The organism is Pseudarthrobacter defluvii (genome assembly GCF_030323865.1).
GTDB classification, from domain to species: domain Bacteria; phylum Actinomycetota; class Actinomycetes; order Actinomycetales; family Micrococcaceae; genus Arthrobacter; species Arthrobacter sedimenti.
The window spans coordinates 532,022-545,468 of record NZ_CP066362.1 but is presented as its reverse complement, the minus strand read 5'-3'; the positions used below and the strand labels follow the sequence as shown (position 1 = coordinate 545,468).

Here is a 13,447-nt window from a genome sequence, read left to right as displayed (position 1 = left end):
CAGACATTTGGCAAACTTGGGGTGAATCGCCGTTGCTGATGTGGAAAAAGTTAAAAGAACTGCGCTTTTGCGGACGATGTTCGGACAACCCGCCCTTATCCGAGCTCCTGCTCGATCGCGTCGATCACTGCTGCTGAGTCCGGCTCCACTGTGGGAGCGAACCGGGCCACCACATTCCCCTCGCGGTTGACCAGGAACTTCTCGAAGTTCCACTTCACCATCCCCGGCAGCAGGCCGGTCCGGAACTTGGTGAGCTCGCCGGAGAGCAGGTGCTGGTTCCTGCCGCGGACATCGGTCTTGGCCGTGAGTGGGAACGTGACGCCAAAATTCCGTTCACAGAAGTCCGCAATTTCGTCGTCGGTACCGGGTTCCTGACCCGCGAACTGGTTGCACGGAACGCCAAGGACTTCGAACCCCCGGTCCCGGAACTTGCCGTAGAGGGCTTCGAGGCCTGCGTATTGGCGGGTGAATCCGCAGTTCGAGGCGACATTGACCACCAGCACTACTTTCCCTTCGAACTGTCCAAAATTCGTCCTGGTCCCGTCATTGAGGATCAGCGGGATCGGATACAGGGGCGCGGGCTGCGCATCAGCGAAGAATTATTCATATGGGGAGTTCGTTGCCGAAGCCCCCATGTACGGGTACGGACCGGAGTTTTTCTAGGCCGGCGGCGTTGTGGGTACGGGTCCGGTCAACGAGGGCGATGGCGTGGGGGTTGGCGTTGGGGTTGGCGCAGGCGGCACGGTCGTCGGAGCCGGGACCGGAACCGGTGCCGGCGCCGGCGCCGGAGCAGGCGCTACCGTCGTCGGTGCCGGGGCGGGTGCGGGAACCGGGGAGGGTGCGGGAGCAGGAGCCGGAGCCGGAGCCGGAGCCGGAGCAACTGGAGCCGGCGCAGGTGCGGGAGCAGGTGCTGGTGCCGGTGCGGGAGCAGGTGCAATTGGCGTTGGCGCAGGTGTAGGAGCCGGCGGGGCAGGAGCCGGGTCGACGGGCGCCGGTGAGGTGGGCGAGGGAGCCGGATCAGTGGCCGCGGGAGTCGGGCTGACCGGCTCTGTGGGGGTCGGCTGGGTCGGCGAAGGCGACGGACCCGGCGAAGTGGGCGAGGGCGCCGGATCAGTGGGCGCGGGAGTCGGGCTGACCGGCTCTGTCGGGGAAGGCGACGGGCTCGGAGAAGTGGGCGACGGCGTCGGCCCAGTTGGCGAAGGCGTCGGGCTCGGCGAAGTGGGCGACGGCGTCGGGCTTGGCTGAGCAGCCGGCGGCCCGCTGGGTGCCGGGCCGGACGAAGGCGGCGCGGCACCTCCGGATGGTTCGGGCGGTGGCGGGGCCGACGTCGTCGTTTGCGCGCTGGGAGGTGGGAGCACGATGCCCGTCGCTTCGGACGGCACTGGGCTTGGAAGACGTGGCAGGAGCGGCGGGAAGGGCGACGGCAGCAGCCCGGCCGCCGGCGACCCATCGCCCGGGTCCACCTGGAGGGGAATAGTCCAGCTGATCATGCCCGCGGAGGCTCCCTGGCCCGGCGCGTACGAAACCATGTCGGCCGGAACCTGGCCCAAAGCCCGGAGCTGGAGGAAGCTCCACCGCAGGGGATTGGTGTAGCGGCCGTTGAGGATGGCTTCGAAATGCAGGTGGCAGCCCGTGGACCATCCGGTGGTGCCCACGCGTGCGATGACCTGGCCAACCTTCACCCTGTCGCCGGTATGAACGCCGATGGACTCCAAGTGGTTGTAGGTGGTGATGAGTCCATCGCCGTGGTCGATCTCTATCCGGTTGCCGCCGCCCCATGGATGCCAGCCGGCCGCCCGCACAACACCCGAATCAGCTGCGTAGACGGGCGTGCCGCAGGCCGCCGCATAATCCTGTCCCAAATGGAAGTCCCCCGCAGTGCCGCTAAGCGGGCTGACCCGGAGACCGAAAGGCGAACTCGGATCGAGGAACTGGAGCGGTGCCATCAGGAAGCCGGCCAACGGCCTGCCCGCACCTGCGGGTCCCAGGGTCAGGGCACCCGGACCCACTTGCCCGGCGCCACCGATCGACGTGTGCGGGAAGGCCAGCGTGACCTGCGGACTGGACAGGATTGCGGGCGGAAGCGCGCCGGCCACAACCTGGTCTGATGCAGGCGGAACTGGTTGCCGTTCGGTCTTTTTGCCCGCGTCTGCACCCGGAGTTTCGAACGGGGCGGCGGTACCCGGAGTTACCCCGGCGGGGGCAAAGGATCCTGCCCATTGTCCCGGTTCTGCTGAATCGGCGGAAAGATTGACAGCGTAAACAGACGCGGCCAGCACGCCTGCAGCGGCGGCGGCGCGGGCAACGGGGCGAAACGTACGCTGGTCCGGCTTCCTGCTGCCGGGTACGGATTTCTTAGCCAATTGACTGACTCCACGACGTGGCCTGCCGCACGTTGTCTCGACGGTATGTCCCATGGGACCACAGGGCCGCACGGGTGGAAACCCCACGTACGGGCAATGCGGGTTTTTTATCGGGCGTTAGGGGGTGCGCAGTTGTGGTCTTGGGCCGGCGGCCCTGCTGTCCCGGCCGGAATGGGCAACAATGGTTCATGCGCAATGTCCTTCGATCATGGCAGGACGAGGTCAAGAAGACCTTCTCAGGCAACGCCGACGCTCCGCCGGAGTGGTCGCTGCGCCTGGCGGAAGGCGACGACGCGGGCTACCACCTGCCCGGTTCAGCGGTCTGGGCTGTCCACGGCTCCATGACGCCCATTGTCGGAGGAATCCGAACGTTGCTCATGCAGTCGCTGCATCCGGGCGCCCTGGCAGGCGTTCACGAGCACTCCAACTTCCGCGAGGACCCCTTGCGCCGGCTGGCCAACACCATCCGCTGGATCTTCACGGTCACGTATGGATCCACGGCGGCGGCGGAGGAGGCAACACGGCGTGTCCGCCACCTGCATAAGCCCGTCCAGGGCAGCTACCAGGACAACGACGGCGGCCAGCGCACCTACAGTGCCAACGATCCGGCGCTCGCAGGCTGGATCCACCTCGCCTTCACGGACGGCTTCCTCGCAGCCCACAAGATCTGGGGTGGGCCCATTCCGGACGGGGACGACGCCTACGTCCGGGAGTGGGCCCAGGCGGGGCGGCTGATGGGGGTGGAAAACCCGCCGACGACGGAAGCGGAGATGCGGAGCCAGCTGGAAGGGTGGTACGCGCAGGGCCAACTGAGGGCAGACGGGCGGGTGAAGGAGACCGTGGAGTTCATCCGCAAGGCTCCGCTGCATCCCCTGCTCAGGCCCGGCTACCGGATCCTGTTTGCCGGCGCCGTCTACAGCCTGGAACCCCGGTACCGCGAAATGCTGGGGCTCTCTGTGCCACGGCTGGGCCCCTTTCCCCTTCCGGTGAGGCTGGCCACGAAGGTGGTGCTCGGCGTCGTACACCTCGCCCTGGGCGGCATCGGCCGGCGCATGGGTCCGAGTGAAATCGCCGCGAGGCAACGCCTGAAGCGGCTCGGGGAGCCCTCGGCGAACCTGGCCTGAGCAAACATCTATCGACAAGGCGGGCACCAAGGAAGCCGGCGGCAACAGTGCCGGGCGACGGCGAAAAAGCAAGAACCCGGCCCCAGGGTTGCTGGGACCGGGTTCTCGACCGGCGGAGAATGGGGGATTTGAACCCCCGAGGGCGTTAACCCAACACGCGTTCCAGGCGTGCGCCATAGGCCGCTAGGCGAATTCTCCATCTGCTTCTGAATCAAAAGCAGGTACTAGATTACCTGAACTTTTCCGCATCGCCCAATTGGCCCACACGGAGCAGGTTTGAGGGCGCCGTCCAAGCATTTGCGGAGGCTTCTTTAGGGAGTCTTTAATCTGAAAATGGACGCCCCCAATGCGCCCATTCCCTGGTGCACCGTTGAGCTGCCGGGTCCGGCCCGCCCAACCAGGCCACGCAGCTCACAACCTTGAGATTGCCCCAATCGGTGTACGTTTCCATGATCGCGGCTGGGACGGAGATAAGCAATGGAATCCGTGAAGCGCCCCGCCCCTGGCGGCATCGGGCAGGATGGGTTCATGGCCGAGCTGCATGCACTGGTGGTTTACGTTCCCGCGTCCCACACCCGGAAGGTTCTCGATGCCATCGGCGACGCCGGAGCTGGCCGGCTGGGCAATTACTCCCACTGCTCTTTCGTCACGCCGGGGACCGGGAGGTTCACACCCCAGGATGGCGCCCGGCCCTTCCTTGGGCGGCCAGGCGCCCCTGAAGTAGTCGCCGAAGAACGCATCGAGTGTGTTGTGGACGAACGGGTGCTGGCCGCCGTCGTGGCCGCCTTGCGGGCCGCGCACCCGTACGAGGAGCCCGCCTTCATGACCTGGCGCGTGGAAGGCTGGCGGTGACGGGAGCCCGATTCGAGTCGGGCCACATGTTCGGGTAAAGTATCTGACGGCCCCTCATGTGGCGTCATCCTGTTGAACTCCCCCAGGACCGGAAGGTAGCAAGGGTAGACGGGCTCTGGCGGGTGCATGGGGGGTCTTTACTATTCCCCCACAGGGCGGCATGATGTCAGCCCGGATTGGTAGGGTTTTCTCTGTGACAGTTACTACCGCCCTGTACCGCAGATACCGTCCCGACTCGTTCGCTGACGTTATCGGGCAGGAGCACGTCACCGAGCCGCTGATGACGGCTTTGCGGAAGAACCGGGTCAATCACGCCTACCTTTTTTCCGGCCCCAGGGGCTGCGGAAAGACCACGTCCGCCCGCATCCTGGCCCGCTGCCTCAACTGCGCCCAGGGTCCCACAGACACCCCTTGCGGAAGCTGCCCCAGCTGTATTGAGTTGGCACGCGGCGGCTCCGGATCCCTCGACGTCATCGAGATTGACGCCGCCAGCCACGGCGGCGTCGACGACGCGCGGGACCTCCGCGAGCGGGCCACCTTCGCCCCCGTGCGGGACCGCTACAAAATCTTCATCATCGACGAAGCCCACATGGTCACCTCCGCAGGGTTCAACGCCCTGCTGAAGATCGTGGAAGAGCCGCCGGAACACATCAAGTTCATCTTCGCCACCACGGAGCCGGACAAAGTCATCGGAACCATCCGGTCCCGGACCCACCACTACCCGTTCCGGCTGGTGCCGCCGGAACCTCTGATGGCCTACCTCGAGCTCCTGTGCCGCCAGGAAAACGTCCCGGTTGCCCCGGGCGTGCTGTCACTGGTTATCCGGGCCGGCGGCGGTTCCGTCCGCGACTCGCTCTCCGTCCTGGACCAGCTCATGGCCGGTGCCGGTCCCAACGGCCTCGACTATGAACTCGCCGTCGCGCTGCTGGGCTACACCCACGCCTCACTGCTGGACGACGTCGTGGAGGCCATCGCCGCTTCCGATTCCGCCACCGTCTTCCGCGCCGTGGACCGGGTCATCCAGACCGGCCACGATCCGCGCCGGTTCGTGGAGGACCTGCTGGAACGCTTCCGCGACCTGATCATCGTCCAGGCCATGCCCGAAAGCGCCCACGCCATCCTGCGGGGGATGCCGGCCGACCAGATCGCGCGGCTGCAGAACCAGGCCCATAACCTGGGGGCTGCGGAACTTTCGCGTGCCGCGGATGTCACCAATACTGCGCTGACCGAGATGACCGGTGCCACGTCCCCGCGGCTGCACCTGGAACTGCTGTGCGCCCGGATCCTGCTGCCCAGCTCCGAGCAGAACGAGCGCGGCATGGCTGCACGGATCGACCGCGTGGAGCGGCGGCTGAACTACGCCGGGAACGACGTCGGAGCTCCCGCCGCCCCAGCACCGGCAGACCCGGCAACCGTCCCCTCAGCCCGGACAGCAGCGGCTGCAGCACCAACGGCAGCGCCAGCAGCCCCGGCAGGCCAGGCCACAGCCCCTGCCGGAGCTCGTGGCCCGGCCTCCGGCGCATCGTCTGCCGGACCACGCCCTGCCCCGGAGCAGGCGGGCCCCGAAGTGAGCCGTATGCCGGAGCAGGCGCGCCCTGCCCCTCAGCCGGCTCAAGAGGCATCCGCTCCCGCTGCGTCCGCTGCACCCGGGTCCGGCAGCCAGGACTCTCCTGCCGCCGAGGCATCCCGCAGCCCGCTCACACCGCCAAGGGTCAGCACCAGCGACTGGCCTGTCGAGGAGCCGGCGCGGCCCCGAACACAGCATGGCTCCGGAACTGCGGACCCCAGCCAAGCAGCGCCGCAGGCGAGCGCTGCGGTGCATCCCGGCGCCGCGCCGGACCACGAATCTTCAAGCCCGCAGGCACCTGCCCACCAACCACCAGCCGGCGCGCCAGCCCCTGGCAATCACGCACCGGGCAACCAGGCGCCCGCGCCGCAGCAGGGGGCACCGGGAAGGCCAGCACCCGCCAGTGCTGCAGGCATGGGTGATGTGGAGGTCCTCCGCAGGGCATGGCCGGACGTCCTGCAGGCTCTGTCCAAGATCAAGCGCAGCACCTGGGCGCTTGTTGAGCCCAACGCGCAGGTAAGTGCGTTTGACGGCAGTGTCCTCACCCTGTCCTTCACTACGTCCGGACTTGCAGGCGCCTTCGGCCGGGCGGACCACTCTGACAACCTGCGCCAGGCCATCCACAGGACCGTGGGCATTGACTGCCAGATCAACGCCGTTGCCGGTGGCGCCAGCCAGGCGAGCTCTGAGCCAAACCCAAAAGCGCCCGTCAGCCCGGTGGTTCCGGCCACTTCAGCTGACGTTGCCTGGGGTCTGGCTCCTGCGCCGGCACAACCAGCCGCACCGGCACAAGGCCCGGCCTCACCCGTCCAAACAGCCGCACCGGCGCAGGGCCCTGTCTCACCGCTCCAGCAGGCGGCCAATTCGACCACGCCCGGGACCGCCCCTGAAACTCTGGCCGCCCCGGCAGCCCAGTCGGGTGGAAGTCCTGAGGGTTCCGACGTTGGTAACTCCGCCCGCAGCAGAAGTTCCGGGAGCACTGCCGTTGCCGGCGGCCCGGCTGCCGCACCGGCAGGTACGCCTGCTGCGGCCACCGTCGCTGAAACACGTCCGGCACAGGGTGTGAACAGCCGCGTCCGGCAGGACCCGGAACCCGTCCGGACGGCGGCCGGGAGCCCGGGAACCCCTCCTAGCGCCTCCGGCCCTGATGCCGGCCAGTCCCCGTACCCGTCAACCGGCGGTGACTATTCCTACTCGGATGACGACTGGGGCCCGCCCCGGGACGAGGACGCTCCCCCGCTGGATGAGGAACCTCCCATGGACTGGGAGCCCTCCGCGGGTCCCGCCAGCCGCGGCGCCTCATCCTCCTCCGCAGCCGGCGGGCGCCAACCTGCCGGCGGCCAAACGGAGGCTGGCACACGTTCCCACGGAAGTTCGGCTGTTGCCCCGCGCACGGACAGTGCCGCCGCTCCGCAACCTGGCCCGTCCTCCGCCCAGTCTGCAGACGCACCCCACGATCCATGGACACGGGCGGTTGAGCAGGCCCCAGGGGTCTGGGTTGTGGGAGACAAGAGCAACGTGGGTGCCAAACCGGTAGCCGCCTCCGGCAGCGACAACATCGGAGCGCAGGGCAACGTTCCGCACTATGCGCCGGCAACAGCCCAGGTACCGTCCTCTATTCCTGTGGCTCCGGTGCCTGCTGCCGGCGTGCCAGGGAACGGTTGGGATCCGGGTTCCGGCAACGGTCATGCGGCGTCCGCCACGGAAAGCTACCAGGCATCGTCACCGCAGCCCGCCCCGGTACCCGAATACGCCATGGCCTCCGCCGCGCCCGCGACGGGTGCGCCGGCCGCTGTTGCACCGGCCACGATGGCACCCGCTGCCCCGGCCCGCGCGCAGCCGCCTGCAGCTGCTCCGGTGGCCGGGAGAACCGAAACGCGGCAAAGCCTGTACCAGCGGCTTTCAAGCAGTCCGGAAGCTGAAGCAGGCCGGGCCAAGGCGCCTGCCAGGGCGGCTGCCGCCCCCAGCGCCTATGTCCAGGACATCCCAAGCGCCGATGATGAAACCATCGAGGAATCGGGCGTGTTCGGCCGGGCGGCCGTGGAGCGAATCCTGGGTGGCAAGCTGATCGAGGAGCGGTCACTGGACGGCAGCCCGGTCACCCCACGCTATTGACGGTGGGCAAGGCTGCCCCGGCAGCCCCAGGCCATGACCGATCCACCCGCATCCAAACCAATTTGAAGAGGGAAACGTGTACGAAGGTGCTGTCCAGGAGCTGATTGATGAGCTCGGACGCCTTCCGGGGGTTGGACCCAAGTCCGCACAGCGGTTGGCGTTCCACATCCTGGAAGCCGATCCCCAGGACATGAAGCGGCTGGTGGAGGCCATCACCACCGTCAAGGAGCGGGTCAAGTTCTGCACCGTGTGCGGCAACGTCACCGAGCAGGAGCTGTGCAACATCTGCCGCGACCCGCGCCGTGATCCCGCTGTCATCTGCGTAGTGGAGGAATCCAAGGACGTGCTCGCGGTGGAGCGCACCCGGTCGTTCCGCGGCCGGTACCACGTGCTGGGCGGTGCCATTAATCCCATCGCCGGTGTGGGACCGGACCAGCTGCGGATCCGCGAACTGCTCACCCGTTTGAACGACGGCCAGATCCAGGAAGTCATTATTGCCACGGACCCCAACCTGGAAGGTGAGGCGACAGCCACGTACCTGGCCCGCATGCTGAAGACGATCGGCATCGCCGTCACCCGCCTTGCCTCCGGCCTTCCCGTGGGCGGGGACCTGGAATACGCCGACGAGGTTACTTTGGGCCGGGCCTTCGAAGGCCGCCGGAACGCCCTGGGCTGACGCACCCGGCCGCCGTCCGCCGTCGTACATCATCCCCACTTGGCCCTGCCGCCATCTTTCCTGCCGGCGCCGTGCCGTGGCCGGTATGTGGTCACAATTAAACGTCCCTCCGGGCACGGCGATAAACTGTCCCAAGGAATGCTGCGCCCGCGCGGCGCCAGGCCGTCTGGCCTCCCGGAACTCCAATTGACCCAATGAAGGTACGCGCATGAGTACGCCCACCACCGAAGTGCACAACGCAACAGAGCCGCAGGCAGCGCCCGCCGCCGGCGCGGTGACCAAGCAGCTCATTGTGCAGAAATTCGGCGGCTCGTCCGTTGCGGACGCGGCAGGGATTAAGCGCGTGGCCGCGCGGGTGGTGGCTGCCCAGCAGGCCGGCAACGAGGTGGTGGTGGTTGTTTCGGCAATGGGCGACACCACCGACGAGCTCCTCGACCTTGCCGCCGAGGTCACCGACTCCGCGCCCGCCCGCGAAATGGACATGCTCCTTTCGGCCGGCGAACGCATCTCCATGGCGCTGCTTGCCATGGCCATCAACAAGCTTGGCGCCTCAGCCCAGTCCTTCACCGGATCCCAGGCCGGCATGATCACCGACGGGATCCACGGCAAGGCGCGGATTATCGACGTCGACCCGCACCGGATCCGAACCGCCCTGGACAAGGGCAACATCGCCATCGTGGCCGGCTTCCAGGGCATGAGCCGCACCACCCACGAGATCACCACCCTGGGCCGCGGCGGCTCGGACACCACCGCCGTGGCGCTGGCCGCAGCACTTGAAGCTGATGTGTGCGAGATCTACACGGACGTGGACGGCATCTTCACCGCCGACCCCCGTGTTGTCCCGTCAGCACAGAAGATCGACACCATCTCCAGCGAAGAGATGCTGGAACTCGCTGCCTCGGGCGCCAAGATCCTCCACCTGCGCTGCGTCGAGTACGCCCGCCGGTTCGGTGTGCCGCTGCATGTCCGTTCCTCATTCAGCCAGCATGAAGGCACCTGGGTAATCCCCAGCGCCGACGACAAGATCACCACTCAAGAGGGAGTTGCCTTGGAGCAGCCAATCATCTCCGGCGTTGCGCATGACCGTTCCGAAGCGAAGGTCACCGTGGTCGGCGTCCCCGACATCCCCGGCAAGGCTGCCGCGATCTTCCAGGTCATCGCCGCCGCGCACTCGAACATCGACATGATCGTGCAGAACGTCTCCACCCACGGCACGGGCAAGACCGACATCTCCTTCACCCTGCCCATTATTGAAGGTGCCGACGCCCTGGCCGCCCTTCACGCTGCGCAGGACCAAATCGGCTTCGAGGCCATCGAATACAACGAGAAGATCGGCAAGCTGTCCCTGATCGGCGCCGGCATGCGGTCCCACCCGGGCGTCTCCGCCACGTTCTTCAAGGCGCTGTCCGACGCCGGCATCAACATCAACATGATCTCCACGTCCGAAATCCGGATCTCCGTGGTGACCCACGCGGACCTGCTCGACGAAGCTGTGCGCGTCATCCACAAGGCGTTCGGGCTCGATACCGAAAGCGAAGCCACGGTTTACGGCGGCACCGGCCGCTAACGCCGCGCCGGCAAAAAGCCTGGCTGCCTTCCCTGGATTCCCAGGAGGAAGGGCAGCCCGGCTTTTTTGGTGCCATGATGCTTTGTTGTTTCAGGAAGCGCCGGAGAGAATCAGGTTTCGCGTTCCAGGTCTTCGCGGCGCACGGCGTAGTGGTGTCCGGTTGAGTCGGTTTCCACCACGAAATGCGTGAGTTCCTCTTCGGAGGCCTGCTCGAATTCATCATGCTTGTGCACCACCGGCGCATCGGCATCCAGTCGGGTGGCAGGACCGAAGACGAAGCGGAGCCTCTCAGTCAGGCTCATGAAGCCGCTGAGGACATGTGCCACTGTTTCCACCCCCTTCCCGAGCCTCGGGCGAAAGTGCAGCCGGCTCCGGCGGGAGCCAGTGCCCTTATTTTATGCCCGGGCCGTGAAAAAGGCGCCGGCGCGTGAAGGGCGGAATCGTCAGCGCAGGGACCGGTCTTCGGGGTTCCTTGGGACGACGTAGGTGCTGCCGTCCGGCCTGGTGATCGTTTCCCATTGCTGGGTCTCGGCCTGGCGCTGGGCAAGCAGCCGGCGGTTCTCTTCGGTCATGTCGTGCCCCAGGGCAGTGCGGCTGGCGGGACCGAAGATGGCCCTCAGCTTTCCTGTGGCGCGCATGAAGCGCTGGGAGGCGTTGCCCTTGTCCGCGGACTTGTCCCTGCCCATGAAGAAGTTCCTTCCACTCACCCTTTACCTACATCAAATGTACACTAATGATTAGTGCACTAACAGTTGGAGGGGCCATGACCGTCACAACGGCGAAGGAAGCGACAGCAAAGGACGCGGCAGGGGCAGATGCGCAGGAGGAAGACCTGCTGCTGGAACACCAACTCTGCTTTGCCCTCACGGTGGCTGCCCGCAGCGTGGTGGGGGCCTACAAGCCTGTATTGGAGAAGCTCAACCTCACCCATCCGCAGTACCTGGTGATGCTCTGCCTCTGGGAAAACAGCCCGCGGACAGTCCGGAACATCAGTGAGGCGCTCGCGCAGGAACCGGCCACCATTTCCCCGCTCCTCCGCCGACTGGAGGCAGCGGACCTGATCACACGAAAGCGGGCCGACGGAAACGAGCGCGCACTCGCCGTCGAACTGACACCCAAAGGGGCCGCACTGCGGCAGCAGGCATTACGGGTGCCGGGGACCATGATGGAGCGGCTGGGGCTGACCCGCGAACAGGTCGCTGAACTGCATGCCTCGATGATGGGACTGATTGCCGCCACCTCCCAGTGAGTGATTGCGGCCAAACGGAAACCTGCCGCCGTACGCCAAGCGACTAGAATTACGGGACGAACGAGAGGTGGCCTGATGCGCAAATTTCGGACCCTCGCGGTCTTCCTGGCCGTGACCGCCGGGCTGGTCTCCGGTTGCAGTGGTACACCCGACGGCGGCACGTCCGCGTCCACAGCACCTTCCACCAACCCAGGCAGCTCCTCCAGCTCTCCCGCGGACTCTGCCACCCCCTCCGCTGACACGGAAACCTCGGTACCGGCCCCCGCTCCCGCATCATCGCGGCCAAGCGCCGGCCCGGGACAGGGAAACGCCGAACTGGCCATCACGGTGGTGCCGTCCCAGGGCGCACCTGAGGTCGACTACACCCTGGTCTGCACCTCGGGAACACCGGCCGCGGAAAGCAGCCATCCGAATGCCGCTGCGGCCTGCGCGGCAATTAAGGCAAACCCGGACATCCTGGCTCCGTCGAAGCCGACAAGCGCCCAGGCCTGCACCCAGCAGTACGGCGGCCCCCAAAAGGCGACCATCACGGGGGTAGTGGACGGTGTCGCCGTCGATTCATCCTTCGCCCGGACCAATGGATGTGAAATCAGCGCGTGGGACGCCGCCAAGGACGTTTTGGGTGCGGCCGGTGGAGCCTCTTAGGCTCCTGGCGGCTGACGGTGCGCAGGACAGGGAGAAAGCCCATGTGCAGCGTGTCAGCCGCTATGCCGATCCCTACCTGGCCCGCCGGTCGGCCGGACAAAAACACCCCGTAGAGGATTTCCTCTTCACCTACTACACGCAGAAACCCGGCCAGCTAAAGCGCTGGCACCCAGGGGCCGGCGCGGTCCTCACCGGTGACCAAGCCGCCGCGCGGGTTGGGTGGAAGCACTACCGGAGGCTCGACGACGGCGAGCTCGCCTCCCTGGGGCTGGCTGCGGGCAGCACCGCGGTCACCTTCGACCGGAGCGCCTTCCTCGACGACCGCAAGGAAGCGGTGGCCTTTGCCGGCATTATCCTCCGCGGCACTGCCGCCAGGCCCGCCCAGTTCGGCTGCTTCGGCCTGCACGAGTGGGCCATGGTCTACCGGCAGGACAAGTTCGACCTCCGCCATGAGTACCTGCAGCTCCGGCTGGGAGCCGCCGGCACGGACAAGGTGGTGGAGGACAACAGGATCCGCTGCACCCACTTCGATGCGTTCCGCTTCTACACTCCGGACGCCATACCGCTCAATGAACACTCCCCCAGCCGGGAAACGCAGCGGCATCTGGAGCAGCCCGGCTGCCTCCACGCCAACATGGACCTGTACAAGTGGGCCTACAAACTCCTGCCTGCACTGTCCAGCGAACTGGTCATGGACTGCTTTGAACTGTCATGGCGAATCAGGGCCATGGACATGCAGGCATCGCCCTACGATCTGGCCGACTGGGGCTACCCTGCCATCGCCATCGAGACGCCCCAGGGCAAAGCCGCCTACGTCGAGTACCAGCGGGCGTTTGCAGCGGAAGCGGGGGTCCTGCGGAACAGGCTCGCGGCGGAGCTTGGGGCCATGGCAGAAGGGATATCACGGTGATCGACCTGACCATCAGTATTCGGGAGGACCCCGGAGCTCCCGAACACGTATTCCGCCTGCTGGCTGGCGACGGCCAACCCCATGCCGGGACCACCTTGCCTGACCCGGGGGCGGCCCTGGCAGCGGTAGAGCGCTTCGGCGAGGACATCTTCTTCCCCAAGCCCGGACCCCCAAAGCTGTGCACCCAGCAGTACGGCGGGCCGCAGGTTGCCGTGGTCACCGGGACGTTCCATGGGCGCACCGTGCATTCGACCTTCACCCGCACAGACGGGTGTGAAATCGCACGGTGGAAAGCCATGGCCCCTTTGCTGGGCGGCACGGCCACCTAGCCACTCCCGGGCAAGGGAAGAAGCCGCGGGAACAGAAAAGGTCCCGGGCG

At 66.7% G+C, this 13,447-nt stretch carries 13 protein-coding genes, 1 tRNA gene, 1 other RNA gene and 1 pseudogene; 11 read left to right on the top strand and 5 right to left on the bottom strand.

Annotated elements, in window-relative coordinates; translation table 11 throughout:
• Nucleotides 1–95 precede the first annotated feature (95 nt).
• Nucleotides 96–572, bottom strand: a complete 477-nt coding sequence (locus tag JCQ34_RS02695; protein WP_286404263.1) for a glutathione peroxidase — start codon at nucleotides 570–572, stop codon at nucleotides 96–98.
• A 136-nt stretch (nucleotides 573–708) separates the two neighbouring features.
• On the opposite strand from JCQ34_RS02695, the gene JCQ34_RS02690 reads away from it, so the two are divergent.
• Nucleotides 709–1,245 (top strand): hypothetical protein, encoded by a 537-nt coding sequence (locus JCQ34_RS02690; RefSeq protein ID WP_286404733.1) that lies wholly within the window; start codon nucleotides 709–711, stop codon nucleotides 1,243–1,245.
• A 347-nt stretch (nucleotides 1,246–1,592) separates the two neighbouring features.
• Here the strand turns inward: JCQ34_RS02690 and JCQ34_RS02685 are convergent.
• Nucleotides 1,593–1,946, bottom strand: a pseudogene (locus tag JCQ34_RS02685) (M23 family metallopeptidase); the annotation flags it as partial.
• 605 nt (nucleotides 1,947–2,551) lie between these two features.
• Here JCQ34_RS02685 and JCQ34_RS02680 point away from each other — a divergent pair.
• Nucleotides 2,552–3,487: an oxygenase MpaB family protein gene (locus tag JCQ34_RS02680; protein WP_286401572.1), complete on the top strand. Its 936-nt coding sequence runs from the start codon at nucleotides 2,552–2,554 to the stop codon at nucleotides 3,485–3,487.
• Nucleotides 3,488–3,600: 113 nt separating this feature from the next.
• Here JCQ34_RS02680 and JCQ34_RS02675 read toward each other — a convergent pair.
• Nucleotides 3,601–3,685, bottom strand: a tRNA-Ser gene (locus tag JCQ34_RS02675).
• A 330-nt stretch (nucleotides 3,686–4,015) separates the two neighbouring features.
• On the opposite strand from JCQ34_RS02675, the gene JCQ34_RS02670 reads away from it, so the two are divergent.
• The 5 genes from JCQ34_RS02670 to JCQ34_RS02650 all read left to right on the top strand — a co-directional run bounded on the left by JCQ34_RS02670 (nucleotide 4,016) and on the right by JCQ34_RS02650 (nucleotide 10,264).
• A complete protein-coding gene (locus tag JCQ34_RS02670; RefSeq protein ID WP_286401570.1) occupies nucleotides 4,016–4,339 on the top strand; it encodes a hypothetical protein in 324 nt (107 codons plus the stop codon).
• A 45-nt stretch (nucleotides 4,340–4,384) separates the two neighbouring features.
• Nucleotides 4,385–4,481, top strand: an RNA gene (ffs, locus tag JCQ34_RS02665) — signal recognition particle sRNA small type.
• 21 nt (nucleotides 4,482–4,502) lie between these two features.
• Complete coding sequence (locus JCQ34_RS02660) at nucleotides 4,503–8,021, top strand: DNA polymerase III subunit gamma and tau (protein WP_286401567.1); 3,519 nt, start codon at nucleotides 4,503–4,505, stop codon at nucleotides 8,019–8,021.
• A 76-nt stretch (nucleotides 8,022–8,097) separates the two neighbouring features.
• Nucleotides 8,098–8,697: a recombination mediator RecR gene (gene recR, locus JCQ34_RS02655; RefSeq protein ID WP_142131272.1), complete on the top strand. Its 600-nt coding sequence runs from the start codon at nucleotides 8,098–8,100 to the stop codon at nucleotides 8,695–8,697.
• Nucleotides 8,698–8,905: 208 nt separating this feature from the next.
• Nucleotides 8,906–10,264 (top strand): aspartate kinase, encoded by a 1,359-nt coding sequence (locus tag JCQ34_RS02650; protein ID WP_142131273.1) that lies wholly within the window; start codon nucleotides 8,906–8,908, stop codon nucleotides 10,262–10,264.
• 110 nt (nucleotides 10,265–10,374) lie between these two features.
• Here the strand turns inward: JCQ34_RS02650 and JCQ34_RS02645 are convergent, their stop codons facing one another.
• A complete protein-coding gene (locus JCQ34_RS02645; protein WP_286404260.1) occupies nucleotides 10,375–10,590 on the bottom strand; it encodes a hypothetical protein in 216 nt (71 codons plus the stop codon).
• Between the two features lie 117 nt (nucleotides 10,591–10,707).
• Nucleotides 10,708–10,950 (bottom strand): hypothetical protein, encoded by a 243-nt coding sequence (locus JCQ34_RS02640; protein ID WP_286401559.1) that lies wholly within the window; start codon nucleotides 10,948–10,950, stop codon nucleotides 10,708–10,710.
• Between the two features lie 77 nt (nucleotides 10,951–11,027).
• Here JCQ34_RS02640 and JCQ34_RS02635 point away from each other — a divergent pair, with 77 nt between their 5' ends.
• The 4 genes from JCQ34_RS02635 (at nucleotide 11,028) to JCQ34_RS02620 (ending at nucleotide 13,397) form a co-directional block, all read left to right on the top strand.
• A complete protein-coding gene (locus JCQ34_RS02635) occupies nucleotides 11,028–11,513 on the top strand; it encodes a MarR family winged helix-turn-helix transcriptional regulator (RefSeq protein WP_286401557.1) in 486 nt (161 codons plus the stop codon).
• Between the two features lie 75 nt (nucleotides 11,514–11,588).
• Complete coding sequence (locus JCQ34_RS02630; RefSeq protein WP_286401554.1) at nucleotides 11,589–12,158, top strand: SSI family serine proteinase inhibitor; 570 nt, start codon at nucleotides 11,589–11,591, stop codon at nucleotides 12,156–12,158.
• Nucleotides 12,136–13,068 (top strand): 3-methyladenine DNA glycosylase, encoded by a 933-nt coding sequence (locus tag JCQ34_RS02625; protein ID WP_434738926.1) that lies wholly within the window; start codon nucleotides 12,136–12,138, stop codon nucleotides 13,066–13,068. The genes JCQ34_RS02630 and JCQ34_RS02625 overlap by 23 nt, the downstream gene beginning before the upstream one ends.
• Nucleotides 13,065–13,397 carry a serine protease inhibitor gene (locus tag JCQ34_RS02620; protein WP_286401549.1) on the top strand — a complete coding sequence of 111 codons (333 nt, stop codon included), beginning with the start codon at nucleotides 13,065–13,067 and terminating at the stop codon, nucleotides 13,395–13,397. The genes JCQ34_RS02625 and JCQ34_RS02620 overlap by 4 nt, the downstream gene beginning before the upstream one ends.
• Nucleotides 13,398–13,447 lie beyond the last annotated feature (50 nt).

Coding starts and splice junctions, on each gene's coding strand:
- JCQ34_RS02680 (WP_286401572.1), top strand. CDS start 2,552: ATGCGCAATGTCCTTCGATCATGGCAGGACGAGGTCAAGAAGACCTTC.
- JCQ34_RS02670 (WP_286401570.1), top strand. CDS start 4,016: ATGGCCGAGCTGCATGCACTGGTGGTTTACGTTCCCGCGTCCCACACC.
- JCQ34_RS02660 (WP_286401567.1), top strand. CDS start 4,503: ATGTCAGCCCGGATTGGTAGGGTTTTCTCTGTGACAGTTACTACCGCC.
- JCQ34_RS02650 (WP_142131273.1), top strand. CDS start 8,906: ATGAGTACGCCCACCACCGAAGTGCACAACGCAACAGAGCCGCAGGCA.
- JCQ34_RS02640 (WP_286401559.1), bottom strand. CDS start 10,950: ATGGGCAGGGACAAGTCCGCGGACAAGGGCAACGCCTCCCAGCGCTTC.
- JCQ34_RS02635 (WP_286401557.1), top strand. CDS start 11,028: ATGACCGTCACAACGGCGAAGGAAGCGACAGCAAAGGACGCGGCAGGG.
- JCQ34_RS02630 (WP_286401554.1), top strand. CDS start 11,589: ATGCGCAAATTTCGGACCCTCGCGGTCTTCCTGGCCGTGACCGCCGGG.